The sequence below is a fragment of the Streptomyces sp. Act143 genome (assembly GCF_003143935.1).
Lineage (GTDB): Bacteria > Actinomycetota > Actinomycetes > Streptomycetales > Streptomycetaceae > Streptomyces.
The window spans coordinates 5,276,512-5,297,512 of the sequence record NZ_QFRX01000001.1 but is presented as its reverse complement, the minus strand read 5'-3'; the positions used below and the strand labels follow the sequence as shown (position 1 = coordinate 5,297,512).

General features: G+C 73.6%; 15 protein-coding genes. 7 read left to right on the top strand and 8 right to left on the bottom strand.

Going from position 1 to position 21,001, the window contains the following annotated elements:
* Positions 1 to 24 precede the first annotated feature (24 nt).
* From DI272_RS23970 to DI272_RS23960, 3 genes are all read left to right on the top strand, one after another.
* On the top strand, positions 25 to 1,014 hold the full coding sequence (locus tag DI272_RS23970) for an alpha/beta fold hydrolase (protein ID WP_109497345.1): 990 nt from the start codon (positions 25 to 27) through the stop codon (positions 1,012 to 1,014).
* A gap of 172 nt (positions 1,015 to 1,186) precedes the next feature.
* Complete coding sequence (gene ctaD, locus DI272_RS23965; protein ID WP_109497344.1) at positions 1,187 to 2,860, top strand: cytochrome c oxidase subunit I; 1,674 nt, start codon at positions 1,187 to 1,189, stop codon at positions 2,858 to 2,860.
* The gene (locus tag DI272_RS23960) at positions 2,857 to 3,261 is read left to right on the top strand and encodes a cytochrome c oxidase subunit 4 (protein WP_109497343.1); all 405 of its coding nucleotides are present in this window, start codon (positions 2,857 to 2,859) and stop codon (positions 3,259 to 3,261) included. The genes ctaD and DI272_RS23960 overlap by 4 nt, the downstream gene beginning before the upstream one ends.
* On the opposite strand, the gene DI272_RS23955 is transcribed toward DI272_RS23960, so the two are convergent.
* Complete coding sequence (locus tag DI272_RS23955) at positions 3,176 to 4,729, bottom strand: ubiquinol-cytochrome c reductase cytochrome b subunit (protein ID WP_109497342.1); 1,554 nt, start codon at positions 4,727 to 4,729, stop codon at positions 3,176 to 3,178. The two genes, DI272_RS23960 and DI272_RS23955, sit on opposite strands and share 86 nt — an antisense overlap.
* Positions 4,730 to 5,041: 312 nt before the next feature.
* Here DI272_RS23955 and DI272_RS23950 point away from each other — a divergent pair, with 312 nt between their 5' ends.
* The 4 genes from DI272_RS23950 to DI272_RS23935 all read left to right on the top strand — a co-directional run bounded on the left by DI272_RS23950 (position 5,042) and on the right by DI272_RS23935 (position 9,050).
* Positions 5,042 to 5,626 (top strand): sigma-70 family RNA polymerase sigma factor, encoded by a 585-nt coding sequence (locus DI272_RS23950; protein ID WP_109497341.1) that lies wholly within the window; start codon positions 5,042 to 5,044, stop codon positions 5,624 to 5,626.
* Complete coding sequence (locus tag DI272_RS23945; RefSeq protein WP_109497340.1) at positions 5,623 to 6,375, top strand: anti-sigma factor domain-containing protein; 753 nt, start codon at positions 5,623 to 5,625, stop codon at positions 6,373 to 6,375. Before DI272_RS23950 ends, DI272_RS23945 begins: the two co-directional genes overlap by 4 nt.
* 227 nt (positions 6,376 to 6,602) lie before the next feature.
* Positions 6,603 to 8,270, top strand: coding sequence for a molybdopterin-dependent oxidoreductase (locus DI272_RS23940; RefSeq protein ID WP_109497339.1), 1,668 nt, complete (start codon positions 6,603 to 6,605; stop codon positions 8,268 to 8,270).
* A gap of 120 nt (positions 8,271 to 8,390) precedes the next feature.
* Positions 8,391 to 9,050: a fasciclin domain-containing protein gene (locus DI272_RS23935; RefSeq protein WP_109497338.1), complete on the top strand. Its 660-nt coding sequence runs from the start codon at positions 8,391 to 8,393 to the stop codon at positions 9,048 to 9,050.
* Positions 9,051 to 9,162: 112 nt separating this feature from the next.
* Here the strand turns inward: DI272_RS23935 and DI272_RS23930 are convergent, their stop codons facing one another.
* The 7 genes from DI272_RS23930 to DI272_RS23900 all read right to left on the bottom strand — a co-directional run bounded on the left by DI272_RS23930 (position 9,163) and on the right by DI272_RS23900 (position 20,948).
* Positions 9,163 to 9,837: an alpha/beta hydrolase gene (locus tag DI272_RS23930; RefSeq protein WP_109497337.1), complete on the bottom strand. Its 675-nt coding sequence runs from the start codon at positions 9,835 to 9,837 to the stop codon at positions 9,163 to 9,165.
* Between the two features lie 310 nt (positions 9,838 to 10,147).
* On the bottom strand, positions 10,148 to 10,951 hold the full coding sequence (locus DI272_RS23925; RefSeq protein WP_109497336.1) for a DUF1295 domain-containing protein: 804 nt from the start codon (positions 10,949 to 10,951) through the stop codon (positions 10,148 to 10,150).
* Entirely contained in the window at positions 10,948 to 12,333 is a 1,386-nt protein-coding gene (locus DI272_RS23920) for a cyclopropane-fatty-acyl-phospholipid synthase family protein (protein ID WP_109497335.1), read from the bottom strand. The genes DI272_RS23925 and DI272_RS23920 overlap by 4 nt, the downstream gene beginning before the upstream one ends.
* The gene (locus DI272_RS23915) at positions 12,330 to 13,598 is read right to left on the bottom strand and encodes a class I SAM-dependent methyltransferase (RefSeq protein ID WP_109497334.1); all 1,269 of its coding nucleotides are present in this window, start codon (positions 13,596 to 13,598) and stop codon (positions 12,330 to 12,332) included. The genes DI272_RS23920 and DI272_RS23915 overlap by 4 nt, the downstream gene beginning before the upstream one ends.
* Positions 13,595 to 14,296 carry a DUF1365 domain-containing protein gene (locus DI272_RS23910; RefSeq protein WP_109501003.1) on the bottom strand — a complete coding sequence of 234 codons (702 nt, stop codon included), beginning with the start codon at positions 14,294 to 14,296 and terminating at the stop codon, positions 13,595 to 13,597. The genes DI272_RS23915 and DI272_RS23910 overlap by 4 nt, the downstream gene beginning before the upstream one ends.
* 254 nt (positions 14,297 to 14,550) lie before the next feature.
* On the bottom strand, positions 14,551 to 15,861 hold the full coding sequence (locus DI272_RS23905) for an NAD(P)/FAD-dependent oxidoreductase (RefSeq protein WP_109497333.1): 1,311 nt from the start codon (positions 15,859 to 15,861) through the stop codon (positions 14,551 to 14,553).
* A 170-nt stretch (positions 15,862 to 16,031) separates the two neighbouring features.
* Complete coding sequence (locus tag DI272_RS23900) at positions 16,032 to 20,948, bottom strand: DNA repair ATPase (protein WP_109497332.1); 4,917 nt, start codon at positions 20,946 to 20,948, stop codon at positions 16,032 to 16,034.
* Positions 20,949 to 21,001: the final 53 nt, after the last annotated feature.

Genomic DNA, 21,001 nt, shown 5'->3' with positions numbered 1-21,001 from the left:
CGCCCGCGAACCGAGGAGCAGCCCATGCAGCCCGAGCCGACCTCCGCACTCCGCCACCGCACCGTGGAGACCCCGGCCGGGCGCGTGCACCTGGTCGAACAGGGCACCGGCCCGCTGGTCCTGCTCGTGCACGGCTTCCCCGAGTCCTGGTACTCCTGGCGCCGCCAGCTCCCGGCCCTCGCCGCGGCCGGTCACCGGGCGGTGGCGATCGACGTGCGCGGCTACGGCCGCTCCTCCAAGCCGGAGGGACCCGACGGCTGCCGGATGCTCGACCTGGTGGCGGACAACGTCGCCGTCGTGCGCGCCCTCGGCGAGGAGAACGCGGTGGTCGTCGGCCACGACTGGGGCTCCACGATCGCCTCCACCTCCGCCCTGCTCCACCCCGAGGTGTTCCGCGCGGTCGCCCTGCTCAGCGTCCCCTACGCACCCCCCGGCGGCCCCCGCCCCACCGACGTCTTCGACCGGATCGGCGGCCCCGAGCAGGAGTTCTACGTCTCCTACTTCCAGGAGCCCGGCCGCGCCGAGGCGGAGATCGAGCCCGACGTCCGGGGCTGGCTCGCGGGCTTCTACGCGGCCCTGTCCGCCGACACCATGCCCGCCCCGGACGAGCCCGACCCGCACTTCGTCGCCCGCGGCGGCGGCCGGCTGCGGGACCGCTTCCCCGAGGGGGCCCTCCCGGCCTGGCTGAGCGAGGACGACCTCGACGTCTACGCCGGGGAGTTCGAACGCACCGGGTTCACCGGCGCGCTCAACCGCTACCGCGCCATGGACCGGGACTGGGAGGACCTCGCCCCGTACCGCGGCGCCCCGGTCGAGCAGCCGTCGCTGTTCATCGGCGGCACCCTGGACGCCTCCACCACCTGGATGTCCGACGCCGTCGACGCCTACCCGGCCACCCTGCCCGGCCTGTCGGCCAGTCACCTCCTGGAAGGCTGCGGCCACTGGATCCAGCAGGAGCGGCCCGACGAGGTCAACCGTCTGCTGACCGGCTGGCTCGCGACCCTCCGGGACTGAACCGGCAGGCCACCCGTGCGCCCCGGCGGTTCGTCCGGGGTGGTGGAGGCGTGCCGTGGCCGGTTTCCCGGCCCCCGGCCGGTAGCGTCGCCGCCGAGCGTCAGGGGCGTGGCCGCCCGGCGGTTTCCCCGGCGGTCCGCAGGGCACTCGCGGGACGGTCCAGAGGAGGGCGATGACCCGAGCCACCGAAACCCGCGACGCCCCTCGGCGGTCCGAGCCGGCCGGCTTCTCGCTGGGGCGGGTTCTGCTGCGCTGGGCGAGCACGACCGATCACAAGGTGATCGGTCGCCTGTACATGGTCACGGCGTTCTGCTTCTTCCTCTTCGCGGGGCTGCTGGCCCTGGCCATGCGTTCCGAACTCGCCCGTCCGGGGCTTCAGTTCATGAACGAGCACACGTACAACCAGCTCTTCACCATCCACGGCACGATCATGATGCTGCTGTTCGCGACGCCGATGTTCGCCGGCTTCGCGAACGCGGTGATGCCGCTGCAGATCGGCGCCCCGGACGTGGCGTTCCCGCGGCTCAACGCGCTGTCGTACTGGATGTACCTCTTCGGCGGACTGATGGTGGTGTCCGGCTTCGTGGTGCCCGGCGGTGCCGCCGCGTTCGGCTGGTTCGCGTACGCCCCGCTGAACAGCGCCTACCACTCCCCCGGCGCGGGCGGTGATCTGTGGGTGATGGGCCTGGTGGTGACCGGGGTGTCCACCACGCTCGGCGCGGTCAACTTCATCGCCACGATCCTGTGCCTGCGGGCGCCGGGCATGACCATGTTCCGGATGCCGATCTTCACCTGGAACGTGCTCTTCACCTCGATCCTGGTGCTGCCCGCGTTCCCCGTGCTCACCGCGGCGCTGCTCGCCCTGGAGGCGGACCGGAAGTTCGGGGCGCACGTCTTCGACCCGGCGAACGGCGGGGCGATCCTCTGGCAGCACCTGTTCTGGTTCTTCGGGCACCCCGAGGTCTACATCGTGGCGCTGCCGTTCTTCGGGATCATCTCGGAGATCATCCCTGTCTTCTCCCGGAAACCGATCTTCGGCTACGTCTCGCTGATCGGCGCGACCATCGCGATCACCATGCTCTCCGCGGTCGTGTGGGCGCACCACATGTTCGCCACCGGCGCGGTGCTGCTTCCGTTCTTCTCCCTGATGTCGTTCCTGATCGCGGTGCCCACCGGCATCAAGTTCTTCGCCTGGATCGGCACCATGCGCCACGGCTCGCTGTCCTTCGAGACACCCATGCTGTGGGCCCTGGGGTTCCTGATGTCGTTCCTGCTCGGCGGGTTGAGCGGGGTGCTCATCGCGTCCCCGCCGCTCGACTTCCACGTCACCGACTCGTACTTCATCGTCGCCCACCTGCACTACGTGCTGTTCGGGACCGTGGTGTTCGCGATGTTCGCCGGGTTCTACTTCTGGTGGCCCAAGTTCACCGGGAAGATGCTCGACGAGCGGCTGGGCAAGCTTCACTTCTGGCTGCTGTTCCCGGCGTTCCAGCTGACGTTCCTGGTCCAGCACTGGCTCGGCGAGGAGGGCATGCCCCGCCGGTACGCCGACTACCTCCCCGCCGACGGGTTCACCCTCCTCAACACCCTCTCCTCGGCGGGCGCGCTGCTGCTCGGGGTGTCGACCCTGCCGTTCCTGTACAACGTCTGGCACACCGCCCGGCACGGGCAGCGGGTCGAGGAGGAGGACCCCTGGGGGTTCGGGCGCTCCCTGGAATGGGCGACGGGCTGCCCGCCGCCCCGCCACAACTTCGTGGCCCTGCCGCGGGTGCGGTCCGAGTCCCCCGCCTTCGACCTGCGGCACCCGGACGTCACGAAGCGCACGCGTGAGGAGGCGGCGGGGTGAAGGTCGAGGCGCTGCTCTTCGGCGGGGTCGCCGTCTTCTTCGGCGGTACGGCCGTGCTGTACGGCCTCTGGTCGGCCGACCCGGCCGGCACGGCGGCGCTGGTCGTCGCCTTCGCCATGGCCGCGCTCGTGTCGTTCTTCTGCGCGGTGCAGTACCGGCGCAAGGGGCGGCGCCCCCAGGACCGTACCGACGCCGAAGTGGCGGACGGGGCGGGGCCGTTGGAGTTCTTCCCGGACGAGAGCCCGTGGCCCGTGGTCACCGCGCTCGGGTTCGCCGTCGCCGCGACCGGCGTGGTCTACGGGCTGTGGCTGTTCCTCATCGGGGTCGGCGTGCTGGCGCGGGGGGTGCTGGGGCTGGTGTTCCAGTACGCCCGTCGGGGCGCTGATCAGCAGGAGGGCTGACGGGCCTGCGGGGAGCCCCGGGGCGGAACTCCTCGACCGGCCGGCGGCCGCTCTCGTAACCGCCCTCGACCGTCTGCCGCACCTCGCCCGTGCCCACACCCTCCTCCAGGCGCTCCCGCTCCGACGCCAGCAGGGCGTGGCACAGCCGCCGGGTCAGCATGAAGGCGAGCACGGGCGCCACGACGAGTGCGACGCGCAGGACCCAGGTGAGGGTGTTCAGCGAGATCCGGAAGGTCTGCGCCACCACGTCGTTGCCGCCGGCCAGCAGCAGCACGCCGTAGCAGGTGAGCCCGGCGACGCCGAGGCCGGTGCGGACGGGGCGTTCGCGCGGCCGGTCGCACAGGTGGTGCTCCTCGTGCCGCTCGCCCGTCAGCCGCTGCTCCACGAACGGGTACGCGTACAGGACGAGGAACAGCAGCGCGGGCAGCACCACGGCCGGGAGCAGCACGTTCCACATGATCGTGTGACCGGCGACGGCCGTCTCCCACGGAGGTACGAGCCGCAGCGCGCCCTCCAGGAAGCCGACATACCAGTCGGGCTGGGAGCCGGTGGACGCCTGGTCGGGACGGTAAGGTCCGTACGTCCACACCGGGTTGATCTGCGCGAGCCCGCCCAGCAGGCTCAGCACGCCGAGGACGATGACGCTCAGACCCGCCGAGGTGGCCGCGAAGTGCGGGAAGAGGGGCTTGCCGACGACGTTGCGGTGGGTGCGGCCCGGTCCTCGCCACTGGGTGTGCTTCAGGTGGAAGACCAGGATGAGGTGCACGGTGACCAGGGCGATCAGCACCCCGGGGAGCAGCAGGATGTGCAGGCCGTAGAGCCTGGGGACGAGGTCCTCGCCGGGGAACTGGGCCCCGAACGCGAACATGCCCAGGTACGTCCCGACGACCGGGATGGACAGCATGATGCCCTGCGCGATCCGCAGCCCCGTCCCGGAGAGCAGGTCGTCGGGGAGCGAGTAGCCCGCGAAGCCCTCGGCGAGGGAGAGCAGGAACAGGGTGACGCCGATGACCCAGTTCAGCTCGCGCGGCCTGCGGAAGGCTCCCGTGAAGAAGATCCGCAGCAGGTGCGCGCCGATCGCCGCGACGAACACCAGCGCCGCCCAGTGGTGGATCTGCCGGATCAGGAGCCCGCCGCGCACGTCGAAGCTGATGTTCAGGGTGGACTCGAACGCCGCCGACATGCGCACACCCCGCAACGGCACGTACCGGCCGTCGTAGACCACCTCGCGCATCTCGGGCTTGAAGAACAGCGTGAGCCACACGCCGGTCAGCACCAGCACGACCAGGCTGTAGAGCGCGAGCTCGCCGAGGAAGAACGACCAGTGGTGCGGGAACGCCTTGCGCAGCAGCCGGCCGGCGCCGTCCGTGACCGGCAGCCGCGCGTCGACGGTGTCGGCGAGCCACTCCCCGCGGCCCCGCTCCCCGTCCGGCCGCGGCGGTGCGGCGTCCCGGCGCTGCGCCCTCATACGGCCTCCGCGTCGTCGTCCGTCAGCACCTGCCCGGCCATCCCTTGCCGCCGGGCCGCCGGGCGAGTACCCGCGTCCCGCGAAACACTCGCACGGCCCGGCCCAGGCACCCGTTCGGGCGGCGCACGCGGGTGCAACCACGCCGACCGGCCGGGCCGAAGGGTGGGATGGGTCGGACGGTGGGCGCGGAGGCGTCGTGCGACACCGCGGCGCACCATCGACCGCCTGCGGTTTCGGCACGACGGGGACCAATCCGCTCGTGCCGCTGGCTCGGATTACGTCCGTAGATGTCCTGACCACGGAGGCCCCCCTGTGAAAGAAGCCGTGCATATCGGCCCGAACCCGTCGTCGGAGCCAGGTCTTCAAGAACTGGTGGGCCGGGTGGCGCTGGGCGACGAGGAAGCGTTCGCCGCCGTGTACGACGCCGTCGCGGGCCCCGTTCTCGGAGTCGTCCGGGCCGTGCTGCGGGACCAGGCACAGTCCGAGGAGGTCGCCCAGGAGGTGCTGGTGGAGGTGTGGCGGACCGCTCCCCGCTACCGGCCGGACCGCGGCACGGCCATCAACTGGATCCTGACGCTGTCGCACCGGCGGGCCATCGACCGGGTGCGCTCGGTGGAGGCCGCGGCGGCCCGGGACCACAAGGCGGCCCTGCTGGACCGCACGCCCGAGTTCGACGAGGTGACCGAGCAGGTCGAGGCCCGGCTGGAGCGCGAGCAGGTGCGGCGCTGTCTGCGCACCCTGACCGAGATCCAGCGCCAGGCCGTCACCCTCGCCTACTACCGCGGGCTCACCTACCGCCAGGTCGCGGAGGCGCTGTCGCTTCCGCTGGGGACCGTGAAGACCCGGCTGCGGGACGGACTCATCCGGATGCGCGACTGCTTGGGGGTGACCGCGTGACGACCACCGATCTGCACCGGCTGACCGGCGCCTACGCGCTGCACGCGCTGTCCGACGAGGAGACCGCCGTGTTCGAACGGCACCTCGAGGGCTGTGAGGCGTGCGCCCAGGAGGCCGCGGAACTGTCCGCCACCGCCGCCCGGCTGGGCCTGGCCGCCTCGGTGACGCCCCCGGGCGCCATGCGGGAACAGGTGCTGCGCCGGATCGGCACCGTCCGGCAGCAGCCTCCGGACGCGCCGGACCCGGCACGACCGGGCCGGGTCCGGCTGCGCGGCCGCACGCTGTCCCGGTGGGCGCTGGCCGCCTGCCTCGCGGCCGCCGCCACGTTCGGCGGCACGGCGGTCTGGCAGCACCAGCGGGCCGAGGACGCCACCCGCGAGGCACGCCAGGCGCAGCAGGCGACGGACGGGATCGCCGCCGTGCTGGCCGCACCGGACGCCAAAACGCGCGCCGCCGCGCTCGGCGACGGGTCCACCGGCACGGTCGTGGTCTCCCGCAGCCAGGACAAGGCCGTGTTCGTCGTCGCGGGGATGCCGCATCCCGCCCGCGGCAAGGTCTACCAGCTGTGGTTCGACGACGACGGGGGCATGCGCTCGGCCGGACTGATGGACCCGGACCGGACCGACCAGGCCGTCCTGCTGCGCGGTGCCGTCGACGGTGCCTCGGGCATGGGGGTCACGGTCGAACCGGCCGGCGGCAGTGAGCAGCCCACCTCCTCCCCGGTGGCCCTGTTGTCGTTCCCCGCCTGAGCGCGGGGGTCCCGCCCCGCAGCGGCGGACTCGCCCCACACGAAAAACCGCCCGGCCTCGATGCCGGGCGGTTTTTCGCGTTTCCCATCTTTCCCGTGTTCCCCGCCCCGCGCATTTGCCCAACCCCTTGATACGTAGCCGAATAGGCGGCGGATTGGTCCGGAAAAAAAGTCCCTCCGATCGTGTGAGCCACCAATCCGCCGCCCATCCGGAATCGGATTCCCCACGTGACGGACGACAAGAAGGAAACACGCACCTCCCGCGACCGGGTCCGGCCGGTGGCCGGCGCGGTGAGCGGTGTCGTCGCGGGTTTCGCGGCGCTCGCCGTCGCCGAGCTGGTGTCGGCGGCCGTACGGCCGCAGGCCGGTCCGGTCATCGCGGTGGGGGGTGCGGCGATCGACCATACGCCCACCGCCGTGAAGGACTGGGCCATCCGGAATTTCGGCACGAACGACAAATTGGTTCTGCAACTCGGGATTCTCTCGGTGCTGGCGCTTTTCGCGCTGGCATTGGGAATCGTCGCTCTGCGTTTCCGGCGCAGCGGCGCCGCCGGCGTTCTGCTGTTCGGGGTGGTCGGCGCGGCGGCGGCGCTCAGCAGGCCCGACTCCGGCGGATGGGCGGACGCCCTGCCCTCCCTGGTGGGCGCGTTCGTCGGCGCCGTGGTGCTGTACCTCCTCGTGGGACTGACGGTCCCGCGGGGCGGCGTGCGGGCCGGCGCACCGGCCGGTACGGGCGACACCGATGGGCCGGGCGGCGCCGACGGACCGGGCGGCGCCGACGGGCCGGGCGGCGCCGACGGGCCGGGCTGGGACCGCCGTCGGTTCGTGATCGCGGCGTCCGCTGCCGCCGCCGCGTCCGCCGGGGCCGGTGCACTCGGCCGGGGTCTCAACGGGGCGAGCGGACGGGACGCGGTCGCCTCCCGCAACCGGCTCGTCCTGCCGAAGCCCGCCTCACCCGCGCCCGCCGTGCCCAGGGGCGCAGGGCTGCGGCTGCCCGGCATCAGCCCCTTCCTCACCCCGAACGACTCCTTCTACCGGGTCGACACCGCGCTGGTGGTGCCGAAGGTCAACGCCACCACGTGGGAACTGCGCATCCACGGCACGGGGGTGAGCAGGCCGCGCACGCTGACCTTCGACGACCTGCTGCGGCGCGAGCTGATCGAGCGGGACATCACGCTGACCTGCGTGTCCAACGAGGTCGGCGGGTCCTATGCGGGCAACGCCCGCTGGATCGGCGTGCGGCTGGCCGACCTGCTGGCCGAGTGCGGGGTCGTACCGCCTTCCAAGGGCGGCCCGGCCGACCAGTTGGTGGCCCGCTCGGTGGACGGCATGACCCTCGGCACCCCCGTCGAGGACGTCATGGACGGCCGGGACGCGCTCCTCGCGATCGGCATGAACGGTGAACCGCTGCCCTTCACGCACGGCTTCCCCGTCCGCATGGTCGTGCCCGGTCTCTACGGGTTCGTGTCCGCCTGCAAGTGGATCGAGGACATCGAACTGACCACGTTCGACTCCTACGACCCCTACTGGGTCAAGCGCGGCTGGGCGCGGCGGGCGCCCGTCAAGACGCAGTCGCGCATCGACACCCCCAAGCCCTTCGCCCGTCCGAAGGCAGGCACGGTCATGGTCGCCGGGGTCGCCTGGGCCCAGCATCGCGGCATCGACAAGGTCGAGGTGCGGGTCGACGACGGCCCGTGGCAGGAGGCCCGGCTCGCCGCCGAGGACAGCCGTGACACCTGGCGCCAGTGGTCCTTCCCCTGGGAGGCCGGCAAGGGCGGTCACACCCTGACCGTCCGCGCCACCGACCGCACCGGCCGGGTGCAGACCGAGAAACGCACCCGGACCGTCCCCGACGGCGCCAGCGGATGGCACTCCGTGGTCGTGACCGTCGACTGATCCCCCCTCACCAACCAACTGCCACCACTGTCACCACTGCCAACACTGTCATCACTGCCAACACTGGCAAAACTGCCAACACTGGCAAAACTGACAATAATGTCAACAAGGAGAAAGACCATGAGCACTCGTATCCGCCGTACCGCCGTCACCCTGGCCGCCGCGGCCGTCCTGCCGCTCGCCCTGAGCGCCTGTTCCGACAGCGGCAGCGACTCGGCCGGATCGGACAGCTCCGCGAAGGCGTCCTCGTCGGCTCCGGCCTCCGACGAGAGCATGGCCGGCTCCGACAGCAGCACCGGCATGGACGAGCCCTTCGGTCCGGCCTGCGCGTCGGTGCCCAAGAGCGGCGCCGGCTCCTTCGACGGCATGGCCCAGGACCCGGTCGCCACGGCCGCCTCGAACAACCCGGCGCTGTCCACGCTGGTCTCCGCGGTGAAGAAGGCCGGGCTGGTCGACACCCTCAACAACGCCCAGAACATCACCGTGTTCGCGCCGACCAACGACGCCTTCGCCAAGATCCCGAAGGCCACGCTGGACAAGGTCCTCAACGACAAGGCGCAGCTGACGAAGATCCTCACCTACCACGTCGTGGGCCAGAAGCTCACGCCGCAGGACCTGGAGAAGGGCTCCTTCGAGACGCTGGAGAAGTCGAAGCTGACCACCTCCGGCTCCGGCGAGTCCTACACCGTGAACGACTCCGCCAAGGTGGTCTGCGGCAACGTGAAGACCGCCAACGCCAACGTCTACATCATCGACACGGTGCTGATGCCGAGCGCCTGATGACGATCGCCTAGAAGGCGACAGGGGACGAGCGGGAAGGGGGCCGGGGCCGGAAGGCCTCGGCCCCCTTCGGCGTCCCGTCCCGTCCCGGACGCCCCTCGGGTGGCGGTGCTCAGAGCAACGGGACGGTACCGGGTCCGTAGCACTGTGCGGGCAGCGGGTCCGGGCGGCCGGCCGGGTCGATCAGGTGGGCGACGACGTCGGCGGCGGTGCGGTGCCAGAACCGGTGGCGGCGCAGCATCGCGTGGTCGCCGTCCCGTACGACGGCCATCGCCGCACCGGCGGCCGTGGCCCGCGCCCGCCGCACGCAGGCGGCCGAGTCGGCGGGCGAGGTGATCCGGTCGCGCTCGCCGTGCAGGACGACGACGTGACGGCCCGCCAGCTGCCGCACGGGTTCCCCCGGCGGCCACCACGGCGCCAGCGCCAGCACCGCGCGCACCTGCGGGTGACCGGCGGCGTGCAGCGCGGCCCTGCCGCCCATGGAGTGACCGACCAGCACCGTGGGCACCGGTCCCGCCAGTTCGGCGAGCCGGTCCAGGGCGTCGAGGGTGTCGGGTACGGGGTCGGCCCGGGTGCCGTTCCAGCCGCGCAGCCGGTAGCGCACCCCGGCGAGGACGACGTCCTCGTGGGGCAGCGCGGCCCCGACGGCCCGGAGGAAGGGACGCATGCGCAGCGCCGCCGGGTGCCAGGGGCGGGACGAGGTGAGATCGCTCGCCCGTCCGCCGTGCAGCAGCAGGACGGCGGCACGGGGACGGGCGGGGAGGAGGTGGGACACGAGCGGGCCCATGGGGAGGGGGCCCGGGGTCCTGGGGTCCGAGGACGTCGGCAACTGGTCGTCGCGGTTCCGCCGCACGGTGGCGCTCCTGTTCGGTCGGGCGGCACCGGCGGGCACCGCCGGACCGCGCGGATGGTTCCGTTGTCGGCCGGCGGTTTGCGGGCGGCGAACCCGGCGGCCGGCCGACGGTTCCCGGGCGGCGAACGCACCGGCCGGCCGGGGTTCCCGAGTGGCAAACCCGGCCGGCCGGTGGGTTTCCCGAGCGGCGGACCGCACCGGTCGGCCGATCCCGGCAGCCGGAGGGGGGTCGCCGCCCGTCAGTTCACCGCGACTTGGGCGGGCGGGGGAAGAAGCCGCTGGTGCGGGCCGCGTACTCGGCCCAGCCCGGGCGGTCGCGCATGTGCTGTTCCAGCAGGCGCTTGCCGCTGCCCCGCGTCAGCAGCAGGCTCATCACCACCGGCGAGACGAGGGACACGGCCGCCGCCGCGGGCTCGTCGCAGGCCAGCAGGAACAGGCCCCACCAGACACAGAAGTCGCCGAAGTAGTTGGGGTGCCGGGTCCACGCCCACAGGCCACGGTCCATGATCCGGCCCCGATGGGCGGGGTCGGCCTTGAAGCGGGCCAGCTGGGCGTCGCCGACCGCCTCGAAGCAGAGCCCGGCCGCCCACAGCGCCGTACCGGCGAGGGCGAGCGGGGACAGGGCGCCGGGCACGTACTGCGCGGCCTGGACGGGCAGGGACACCAGCCACACCAGGCCGCCCTGGAGGAGGTAGACCATCCGCAGGGCGTAGGCGTTCCGGTTGCCGGGGGCCTTGGCCAGCATCGCCTCGTAGCGCGAGTCCTCGCCGTGGCCCCGGCCGCGCCGCGCGATGTGCGCGGCGAGCCGCAGCCCCCATACGGCGGTGAGGACGGTGACCAGGACCCGGCGGGCCGGGTCGCCGTGCCCGGCGGAGGCCGCGAGGGTGACGGCGGCCACCGCCGTGAAGCCGATCCCCCAGGCGACGTCCACGATCCGGTGCACGCCCAGGCGGAGGGCGAGCGCGAACGTGCCGAGCATGACGGCGAGCGCCGCCGCGGCGGCGAGGCCGAGGTTGACGGCGAACGCGCCCCACGGGAAGCCGCTCACGGCTTCTCCAGCCCCTCGTACCACTGGTGCGTGGTGCCCGGCATGCCGCTGTCGCCGCCCGGTCCGGGCCGCACGCTGAGGATCTGGTCGACGCCCATGCGCCCCTCCTCGAACGCCAGCGCCCCGCCGACCAGGTACAGCCGCCACACCCGGGCGGTCTCCTCGCCCACCAGCGCGGCGAACGACGCCCAGCGCTCCTCCAGGGTGCGGTGCCAGGCGCCGATCGTGCGGACGTAGTGCTCGCGCAGCGACTCGGTGTGCCGGACCTCCAGTCCCGCCTCCTCCAGGAGCGTCAGCGTCTCGCCCAGGGGCCGCATGTGCATGTCGGGGGCGATGTACGCCTCGATGAACGGCCCGCCGCCGGGGGCGTTGCGGCCCCGCGACATCTGCTGCACCAGCACCCGCCCGGACGGCCGGACCAGCCGGTGCAGGGCGGCGGCGAAGGCCGGGTACTCGGCGTCGCCGACGTGCTCGCCCATCTCCACGGTGGAGACGGCGTCGTAGGCCCCGCCCTCGATGTCCCGGTAGTCCTGGCACACCACCTCCACCCGGTGGTCGAGGCCGTGCTCGCGCACCCGCTCGCGGACGTACGCCGCCTGCTGCCGGGACAGGGTGACGGCGGTGACCTGGGCCTCGTGCTGCCGCGCCGCGTGCAGGGTGAGGGAGCCCCAGCCGCAGCCGATGTCCAGCAGCCGGGCCCCGGGCCGCAGGGCGAGCTTGCGGCAGATCAGCTCCAGCTTCGCCCGCTGCGCGTCGGCCGGGCCGAACGCGGGGTCCTCGCTCGCCCAGTAGCCGCACGAGTAGGCCATGGTGTCGTCGAGGAGGAGGCCGTAGAAGTCGTTGGACAGGTCGTAGTGGTGGCTGATGGCGGCCCGGTCGCGGGCCTTGGTGTGCAGGCCGCCGCGCAGCCGGGCCTGGGAGGCGGGGGCCGCGGGCGGCGGTCCCACGACGCCCAGCCGTACGGCCGTGGCGAAGGCGCGGCCCCGGTCGGCGGGCGTGAGCCGGGGCGGGACCGGGCCGCGCTCCCGCGCCGTGGCCCACATCAGCCGGAGTCCCTGTGCGAGATCGCCCTCGATGTCGAGTTCGCCGGTGACATAGGCCTGCGCGAGGCCCAGTTCGCCGGGCTGCCACAGCAGGCGCCGCAGGGCGCGGCGGGAGCGTACGACGACGACCGGGGCGGCGGGTGCGGCGGCCGTTCCGTCGGCCGGACCGCTGGCGGCCGGGCCGCTGCCGGCCGGGCCGCCGAGCGCCGGGCCCGTCTCGCTGCCGTCCCAGGCGCGCAACCGGAACGGGAGGGGACCGCCGAGCGCGGTCTCGGCGAGGGCGGCGAGCCGGTGGGCGGCGCCGGTGCGGGTGCGGGGGCCGTTGTGGAGTGTGGTCATCGGGCGCCGCCCTCCTTGGTGAACAGGTACTGGTGGACGTCGAGGTAGCCGGAGCGGAACCCGGCCTCGGAGTAGGCGAGGTAGAAGGTCCACAGGCGGCGGAAGGTCTCGTCGAAGCCCAGTGCCTCGACCTCGGCGGCCCGCTCGGTGAACCGCTCCCGCCACAGCCGCAGCGTCTCGGCGTAGTGCGCGCCGTACGCGTCGCGGCGGGCGACGGTCAGCGCGGTGTGGTCGCGGGCGCACTCCTCGACGGCCCGCGTGGACGGGATCTGCCCGCCGGGGAAGACGTACTTGTGGATCCAGGTGAAGCCGCCGAGGGTGGCGAGCAGCCGCTCGTGCGGCATGGTGATGGCCTGGAGCGCCGCCCGGCCGCCGGGGGCCAGCCGCTCGTCCAGGGCGCGGAAGTACACCGGCCAGAACTCGGCACCGACCGCCTCGATCATCTCCACGCTGACGACGGCGTCGTACTCCCCGCGGGCCTCGCGGTAGTCGCACAGCTCGATCGAGACGCGGTCGGTGAGGCCCGCCGCGTGCACGCGTTCACGCGCGAGGGCCTGCTGCTCACGGGAGAGGGTGAGTGAGGTGACCCGGGCGCCGCGGGCCGCCGCGCGCAGGGCCAGTTCGCCCCAGCCGGTGCCGATCTCCAGCAGCCGGGTGCCCTCCCGGACGGCGGCCAGGTCCAGCAGCCGGTCGATCTTGCGGTGCTGGGCGGCCGGGAGCAGGTCCCAGCTCGCCGGGAAGCCCCGGAAGAGCGCGGCGGAGTAGGTGAGGGTGTCGTCGAGGAACAGGGCGAAGAGGTCGTTGGACAGGTCGTAGTGGCGGCCGATGTTGGCGCGGGAGCCGTCGGGGGTGTTGCGCTCGCCCTCCGGCTGGCGCAGCGACCACAGGCGGCGCAGCCGTTGCAGCGGGGCCGGGACGAGGTCGGCGGCGTGCGCGGCGAGCACCGTCAGTGCGCCCACCAGGTCGGGGGCGTCCCACTCACGGGCCATGTACGACTCGCCGAAGCCGACCAGACCGTGCGCCCCGATCCGGGCGTGGAACGCCTCGGGATCGTGCACCTCCAGCAGCGGCCCGCCCCGGCCGAGAGTGCGCTCCCCGCCGAACCTGGCCCGCAGCGGCAGGTCCCGCAGCGCCCGGCGGACGACCGCCTCGGTCACCGCGACGCGCGGCCGCGAGGCCCGCGGGGCCTCGGCGACGTCCGGCCAGCGGTCGGCGTCGACGGCGGCGGGCCCCTGGGGGACGGTGGGGGGCTCTGCTGTTCTCATGTCACGTTCTCCGGGGTGCGGTGGTCGTCGGGGCGGGGCTGGACAGGCAGTCCCCGCAGGTAGAGGCGTATGCCGTGGAAGCGGATGGCGGCGGAGGCGAGGAGCGGCGAGAAGGGGTGGCGCAGCGCGAGCCGCAGCAGCGCCGCGCCGCTCGCCGCGCGCCGGGTGCCGCGCACGGTCGCGGTCAGGGCCCGGCCGCCCTCGCGGTCCAGGTGCACGGTCAGGTCGAGGCGGTGGTCCGGCGGCGGGACGCGCATGCGGTAGCCGCCGTCGACCGGGAAGAACGGCGAGACGTAGAACCGCTTGTCGGCGCGGGCGGTCCCGGCCGCGTCGGGGAGCAGCAGGTAGCTGTGCCGGCCGCCGTAGGTGTTGTGGACCTCGGCCACCACGCAGCGCAGGCGGCCGTCGGGGCCGTGGCACCAGTAGAGGGTGAGCGGGTTGAAGACGTACCCGAACACCCGGGCCTGGGTCAGCATCAGCACCCGCCCGCCGTCCAGCCGGATGCCGTGCCCGGCGAGGAAGGCGTCCAGTCCGGCCCGGATCGAGGGCGCCTCGCCGGTGAAGTGGTCCCGCGCATCGAACCGCGCGAGCACCCGCAGCGGACGCGGCAGCCGGGGCGGCCGGTCGGGGTCGACGAGCCACAGATAGGTGCGGTGCCGCAGGGCGTAGCGCCGGGGCGCGGTGCGCACGTGCGTGATGGTGCAGGGGTAGAGGGCGGGTACGACGGGTGCGGGGGCGTTGGGCGCGGAGTCGGTGGACGCCGAGGCGGTCGGCGCAGGTGACTCGGGCGCGGGGAAGGTGGACGCCGAGACGGCGGACGAGCGGGCCTCGGGAACGGAGTCGACGGCCCCCGAGACAGCCGACGCGGGTGGCTCGGGCGCGGAGTCGACGGACACCGAGACGGTCGCCGCGGATGCCCTGGGCGTGGGGGCGGTCGGTGTGGCGTCGGGGGTCACCACACCTCCCCCAGCGCCGCGGCTGCCTCGGTGCCGGAGCGGCAGCCGTCCTCGTGGAAGCCCCAGCCGTGATACGCGCCCGCGAACACGCAGACGGGGCCGTTGAGTTCGGGCAGTCGGCGTTGGGCGGCCACCGACTCCGGCGTGTAGACGGGGTGCTCGTACACCATCCGGGCCAGCACCCGGCCGGGGTCGACGCGGTCGTCGCCGCCCAGCGTGACCACGTACCTCTCGGCGGCGTCGAGGCGTTGCAGCCGGTTCATGTCGTAGCTGACCCGCACCCGGTCGGCGCCCGCCTCGCACGACGGCATCAGGTAGTTCCAGGAGGCCCGGGCGCCGCGGGCACGCGGCAGCAGCGCGGTGTCGGTGTGCAGGAGCGTGGCGTTGCGGGAGTAACGGAAGGCGCCGAGGACCTCCTTCTCCTGCGGGGTGGCGTCCGCGAGCAGCCGCAGTGCCTGGTCGGGGTGGACCGCGATCACCACGGAGTCGTACGACGCGGTCGTCCCGTCCTCGGCCGTCACCTCCGCCCCGTCGGCGTGCCGGCGCACGGCCCGTACGGGGGTGCCGGTGCGGATCTCGGGGAGGCGCTCGGCGATCCGGTCGACATAGGAGCGCGAGCCGCCGCGCACGGTGCGCCACACCGGGGAGCCGCCGACCGACAGCAACCCGTGGTGCTCCAGGAACCGGAACAGGTAGGCGGCCGGGTAGCGCTGGGCGGTCGCGGCGTCGCAGGACCACACGGCCGACACGACGGGGGTCATGAAGTGGGTGCGGAAGTAGGCGGAGAAGCCGTGCCGGTCGAGGAACTCGCCCAGGGTGAAGCCCTCTTCGCCGCCCTCGGCGAGCAGTCGCCGGGCCGCCCGGTGGAAGGCCGGCACCTCCGACAGGAGCCGCAGGTAGGGGCCGCGCAGCAGGTTGCGGGGCTGCGCGAACAGGCCGGCCGGGCCGCGGGCGCCCGCGTACTCCAGGCCGCAGCCCTCGCACCGCACCGACATGCTCATCTCCGACTCCTGCGTGGCGACGCCGAGTTCGTCGAAGAGCCGCAGCAGGTGCGGGTAGGTGCGGCGGTTGTGGACGATGAACCCGGAGTCGACGCGGTGCACGCGCCCGTCGACGGGCGAGGTCAGCTCATGGGTGTGGGCGTGTCCGCCGAGCCGGTCGTCGGCCTCGTAGAGCGTCACGTGGTGGGTGCGGGCCAGGATGTGGGCGGCGGTCAGCCCCGCCACCCCGGACCCCAGCACGGCCGTGCGCCGCACCCCGCTCCCCGTCTCCGGTGCGTGCGACGCCGCCGGGGGTGTGCGCGTCATGGGTTGTCCTCCGCAGGGCGTGATCAGGGCTGTCACCTGTGATCCGGAGCCGGTCGGGCAGCGGATTGGCCCCGTTCGGGAGGGAGGCGGTGGACGCCGGTGCGGAAGGGGGATGCGGCAGGTATTCGGCAGGTATTCGGCAGGTATTCGGCGGATATGTCCGCCGGAACTCACTCCTCCGGCTCGGACCCCGGGCGGGCCGCGTGCCGGGCTGAGGGGTTGGCCAGGAGGTGGCGGGGGTCGGTGGCGCGGGTGATCGCCGCTTCCACGGCCGCGATGCGGTCGGCGAGCAGGGCGAGTCCGGCGACGGCGCGGGTCAGCGGGGCGTCGGCCGGGCCGCCGAGGGTCCGGGTGCGGACGTGGGCCGCCTTCAGCTCCCTCCAGCGCGCCGCCTGGTCCGGCGTGAGCGTGCCGCGCAGTTCGGCCAGCTTCAGCAGGTTGGCCTCGGCGCCGGTGGTGAGGGTCTGGGCCTCGGCCCGGTAGTGGTCGTCGATCAGCGCGGACAGCTCGGCGTCGTTCATGACGGGCTGGATGCGCTGGGCGAGCTTGTTCATGTTGCGGTAGGAGCCCTGGAGCTGGAAGGGCGGCTCGGTGCGGGTGGCGTCGTTCTGGGCGGCGGAGGCGATGTAGGCGGCGTTGACCGCCAGGACCGTCTCGCGGGCCGTGAGCAGATGGCGCAGGACGGCCAGGGTCCGTTCCAGCTCGGCGGGGGCGTAGGGGTGCGTCAGGCGGTCGGCGCGGGCGGTCGGGTCCCCGGTGGCGAGGCGGACGAGCACGTCGAGGTCGGCGCGGTCACGGCCGGCCAGCGGCGCGAGGACCGGGTTCGCCGTCAGCGCGTTCTCGACGAAGCTGAGGGCGAAGGCGTCCTGCTTGCCGGTCAGGACGTCCCCGAGGTTCCACACGTCGGCCCGGTTGGCCAGCATGTCGGGCACCCGGAAGCGGCTGCCGGACTCGGTGTAGGGGTTGCCGGCCATGCAGACGGCGAAGCGCTTGCCGCGCAGGTCGTAGGTGTGCGCCTCGCCGTTCCGCACGCCCTCGACGCGGCGGGTGGCGTCGCACAGCGGGATGAACTTCTGGAGCAGCTCCGGTGCGGTGTGCTGGATGTCGTCGAGGTAGAGAAGGGTGTTGTTGCCCGCCTCCAGCGCGAAGTTGATCTTCTCGATCTCCTGGCGGGCGGTGGCGTTGGGGGCCTCCGCCGGGTCGAGCGAGGTGACGGTGTGGCCGAGGGCGGGGCCGTTGATCTTGACCAGGATCAGGCCGAGGCGGTCGGCGACGTACTCCATGAGGGTCGTCTTGCCGTAGCCGGGCGGGGAGATGAGCAGGAGCAGGCCGCCGGTGTCGGTGCGCTTGGACGCGCCGGTGGTGCCGAGCTGTTTGGCGAGGCTGTCGCCGACGAGCGGCAGGTACACCTCGTCGATGAGGCGGCTGCGGACGAACGCCGACATGATCCGGGGCCGGTACTCGTCCAGGCGGAGCCGGGCGCGCTCGGCGGCCACCACCTCGGTGCGGCGGCGCTGGTAGGCGCGGTGGGCCGGGACCTCGTGCGTGCGGAACGCGTGGGTGCGGGCCAGGAACTCGTCGACGCGCAGCGTCAACCTCCCCTCGCTGATACGCGGGTGCACGCCGAGCAGTCCCCCGACCGTCCCGGTCAGCGGCGCCTCGCAGTCGTAGCGGGCCAGCTCGGGGCAGAGCTCGGCCGCCACCGCCTCGGCCAGGTCGCCCGCCGGGACGTCGGTGCCGGTCGAGGCGGTGTACGAGGTGAGCCACGCCTCGACGAGCTGGCGCCGGGCGGCCGGGTCGCCGAGGGCGGCGAGGTCGTCGTCGTAGGCCGATGTGCCCACCGTCCGGCGGAACTTGTCGAGGAGGGTGCGCGCGGTGGCGCTGAGGACGAAGCCGTCGGGGCCCCCGGTCAGCTCCTCGAAGAGGTACCCGGCGGCGGCGTCCGCCCGCTCGCCCCCGATGGCCCGCGCCAGCTCCCGCCGCAGGTCGTCGATGGCGGGCGCGAGGCCGAACGTGTCGCGGGCGCGGGCCAGCGAGACCGCGCGCCGCTGCCAGTCGCGGCGGGCGTCGGCGGTCGTGCCGTGGGCCCAGAACAGCTGGGCGGCGGCGCGGGCGGCGGGCTCGTGGCGCAGCGGGCCCGCGCCTTCGTGCAGGCGCAGCAGCTCGGTGAGGATCAGCACCGCGTCGTGGTCGTGGACGCCGCGCTCGTAGCCCTCGTCGTACGCCGCCTCCGCCGCCTCCCGCACCAGGGCGGGCAGGTCGTCGGTGTCGGCGAGCGCGGCCGGGCCGTGTGCGTCCAGGAGGCGGGCGGCGAGGTGTTCGGCGCGGTAGACCCGCGGGGACTCCGACGGCAGGGGGCGGTCCCAGTACGGGCGGGTGGCGGCGAAGGCGGGGTCGGTGACCGGCGAGCGGTAGTCGGTGCCGGTCAGGGCGAAGGCCAGGCCCTCGCCCTGCGGGACCAGGGTGAGGTCGAGGGGCTGGGTGTTGACGGCGAAGCGGTGGCTGCCCAGGCGCAGGGTGCGGCCGTCGTCGGTGTAGAGGTCGGTGCGGTCGCGCAGGGCGCGCAGGGCCTCCTGGCGGGCGGACTTCAGGCGGCCGTCGAGCTCCTCCGCCCTGACCTGGTCGCCGAGTTCGCGCAGTTCGGCGGCGATGCGGCCGACCTTGGCGGGCATCGGGTCGGAGGTGAAGTAGGTGGCGACGGCGTCCGCGTCGGGGAGCGCCACCGCCCGCCGGGTGACGGTCCTCAGCACCCGGGCGGCCGAGTCGGCGAGACGTTCGGCGCGGCGGGCGCGGGCGTCGGCGAGGGTCTGTTTGCGGGCGGCGAACGCCTCGTGGATCTCGTCGCGCTGGCCGGCCAGCTGCCCGAGGAAGTCGTCGAACTCGGCGAACCGGGACTCCAGGTTCTCCACCTGGACGAGCAGACGGACGAGTTGCTCGTCGCAGGCGTCCTCGGTCGCGGCTGCCGCGAGGGCGCCGGTGACGGACTGGCCGAGCAGGGCGAACTCGGCGGCGAACTCCGCCCGCCCCTCGGAGTCGAGGAGGGCGCGGCGGCGGCCGTCGAGGGTGGCGCGGGCGCGGTTGACGCCGCCGAGGACCTCGGCGATGCGGGCCAGGATGCCGGTGCGGACGGTGGCGTCGGCGATGTCGAGTCCGGCGACGACCTCGGTCACCGTGCGCAGCCCGTCGGCGAGTTCGCCGAGCCGGAACGTCAGAGGGGCCGCCTCGGCGACGGTGGTGAGGGCCGCGGCGTCGGCGACGAGCCGCTCGATGTCGGCCTGGTGGTCGGCGAAGGCGTCCTCGCGGGCGAGGTGGGCGACGGCTCGCCGGCCGAAGGAGGCCAGGTCGGCCTCGACGTCGGCGGCGAGGGCGTCGATGCGGGCGGTGTCCGCGTACCGCAGATCCTTCAGGGTCAGCAAGTGCCCTTGCGCGTGCCGGAGTTCGGTCAGGCCGGTGACCCAGGCGGCGGCGCTGCGGGGCGCCTCGCCGCGCAGACGTCGTACGACTCCGGCGACCCGCGCGCCGGCCTCGGCGAGCGCGTCGGCGGCCTGGCGGGTGAGGGCCTGCACGGTCTCGAACTCGGCCAGCACCTGTTCGGCGGTGACCTGGACCTGCAACAACGGGCCGAGGAGATCGCCGAGTTCGGGCTCGCCCAGCCAGTGGTAGGTGTCGGCGGCCCGGACGCAGGCGGCGGCCAGCGCCTCGTACACCTCGCTCGTCGGGGTCGTCTCGGCGACCGCGCGCGTGAGGGACAGGCAGTCGGAGATGCCGCGGACGAGGTCGGTGTTGCCGACGCGGGCCAGCGGGCCGGTGCCGGCCGGCCGGGCGGCGGCGTGGGTGTCGGAGACGTAGGGGGAGTTCCACAGCTGGACGGGGTGCACGCGCTGCGGCTCGGCGTTGATTCCCGCAGGGTCCCCGCGCAGCACGACGAGCGTGCCGTCGTCGAAGAGCGCCCAGCCGTGGCAGGACAGCGGGGTGGCGACCTCCTTGCGGATCATGTTGTAAGGCAGCAGCAGGCTGCGTCCCTCCACGCGCGCGTGGAAGGCGTACAGGACGTCCTCGCCGTTGGGTGAGCGCACCTCGCGCTCGAACTCCAGGTCGGCGGTGTCGAGTTCGTACGTCTTGTGGGCGCCGGTGGCCAGGCAGTAGCCGCCGGGGAAGACGATGCCCTGGTCCTCGGGCAGCCGGCGGCAGGCCTGGCCGATGCCGTCGAGGCGGACGACGGTCCTGGTGAGGGTGTTGAACACCAGATGGCGGTCGGTGTCCTCCTTGTAAGGGCGGATCCGCAGCAGGATCAGCACGCCCACGCGCGCGTACGCGATGTCCGCGTCGGCGAGGGACTGGAGCGGCTCGGCGACCGGCTCGGCGTGGATCCCCTCGCCGGTCTCGGTGTTGTTCTCGGCCTTGACGGTGAGGGTGCCGCCGACGGTCTCGACGAAGACCTCGCCTTCGATGGAGACGTGCGGGTGCCGGCCGAGGACGTGGTCCTCGCGGGTGGCCGGGGTCCACTCGAAGTCGTGGGAGGGCGGGAAGACGTGGTCGCGGTCGCCACGCGCGTCGAGGAAGGCCGCCTGTCCGTCCTCGGTGACCGCCCAGCGCAGGACACGGATGTCGCCTGCCTTCTCGCCGGTCTGGAAGACGGCCAGCAACTTGCCGTCGACACGGCGGAGTTGGAGCAGGTGTGCCTGGCGGTAGTAGCGGTAGAGGGCGGTGAACTCGCGGACGAAGGCCGGGTCGTCGAGGAGGCCGGGCACGGCGTCGTCGGGCAGCCGGTTCAGGTCGCGGTCGTGCAGGGCGAAGACGTCGCCGACGGTCGTCTCCGGCTTCAGGCCCGGGAACACGTTGTGGCCGAAGAGCAGGGTGTCGCCGACGGCGACGAGGTCGCGGGGCACGCAGGTGTGCTCGGTGCGCAGCCGCTCGGTGCCGGCCAGTTCGAGCCGCAGCGCGCCGAACTCCTCGGTCCGGCGGGCGTTGAGCGCCTCGGCGCGGCGGGCGAGCTCGGCGGCCTGCGCGGTGAGGCGGTCGCGGAGCACCTCGTAGCTGCCGGTGTCGAGCGTGCCGTGCGTTCCGGTGGCCGGGCCGGTGGTCATGGGTGCCTCTCAGGAAGTCGGTGAGAAACGTGGTCCGGAGCCGCCCTCCCCAC